Genomic DNA, 1,107 nt, shown 5'->3' with positions numbered 1-1,107 from the left:
GGTAATCCCCCCGAAAAAGCGGAGTGTTCATAAGTAGAATTTTCTCGTAATCTGAACGCAGGAGATTCGCTATGAAAAAATCACGCTTTACCGACAGTCAGATCATCGCCATCCTCAAACAGGCCGAAGCAGGAACGCCTGTGCCTGAACTGTGCCGCGAGCATGGCATCAGCAGCGCCAGTTTTTATAAGTGGCGGGCTAAATTCGGCGGAATGGATGCGTCCCTTATGACTCGCCTGAAAGAGCTGGAAGATGAGAACCGCCGTCTCAAAAAGATGTATGCGGAAGAACGGCTTAAGGCTGAAATCATTCAGGAAGCCATGCAAAAAAAGTGGTAAAGCCATCTCAGCGTCGGCAGATGGCAAAAGCGGCAGTGGAAAACAGGTACATCAGTATTCGTTTTGCCTGTCAGATATTTTCGGTCAGTGAAAGTTGTTACCGCTATGTGCCAAAACTTGATGAGGAAAATCAGCAAATTGCCGACTGGTTATTGCGCATTACCGATAGTCAGCGAAACTGGGGTTTTGGCCTGTGTTATCTGTACCTCCGCAATGTAAAGGGCTTCGGCTGGAACCCTAAAAGGGTATACCGGATTTACTGTGAGCTTTCGCTAAATATGCGCATTAAGCCGAAGAAAAGATTGAAACGGGAAGAGCCGGCGCCGTTGAGGGTACCGGAACAAAGCAATGAAAGCTGGTCGATGGACTTTATGCATGACCAGCTAGCAGATGGCCGCTCAATCCGGTTATTGAACATCATTGATGATTTTAACCGTGAGGCACTGGCAATAGAAGTGGACTTCTCGTTACCGTCGGTTCGGGTAAAGCAAACGCTGGAGCGTCTGATTGAGTGGCGAGGGAAACCGGTTTCAATACGTTGTGACAATGGTCCGGAATATACGAGTAGCGAGTTGATGCAATGGGCTAAAAACAACGACATTGAACTAAATTTTATCCAGCCGGGTAAACCGCAGCAAAATGCCTATATCGAGCGTTATAACCGGACAGTGCGTTATGACTGGCTGGGGCAATATATATTTTCCTCACTGGACGAATTACAACGGTACGCAACAGAATGGCAGTGGTTTTATAATCACGAAAGGCCGAA

General features: G+C 47.4%; 1 protein-coding gene. It reads left to right on the top strand.

Annotation, left to right across the window (positions count from 1 at the left end; genetic code table 11):
* Nucleotides 1-71: 71 nt before the first annotated feature.
* Nucleotides 72-1,107 (top strand): IS3 family transposase gene (locus tag ABRZ28_RS24230; RefSeq protein ID WP_330521875.1). Its coding sequence is split into 2 segments (ribosomal slippage), with 1,037 coding nucleotides annotated over them: nucleotides 72-324 and nucleotides 324-1,107; the frame shifts between segments, so codons are not numbered across the junction. This gene is flagged as partial in the annotation.

This window comes from Brenneria sp. g21c3 (genome assembly GCF_040240345.1).
In the GTDB taxonomy this organism is placed as follows: Bacteria; Pseudomonadota; Gammaproteobacteria; order Enterobacterales; family Enterobacteriaceae; genus Brenneria.
This window is presented reverse-complemented; position numbering and strand designations above follow the sequence as displayed.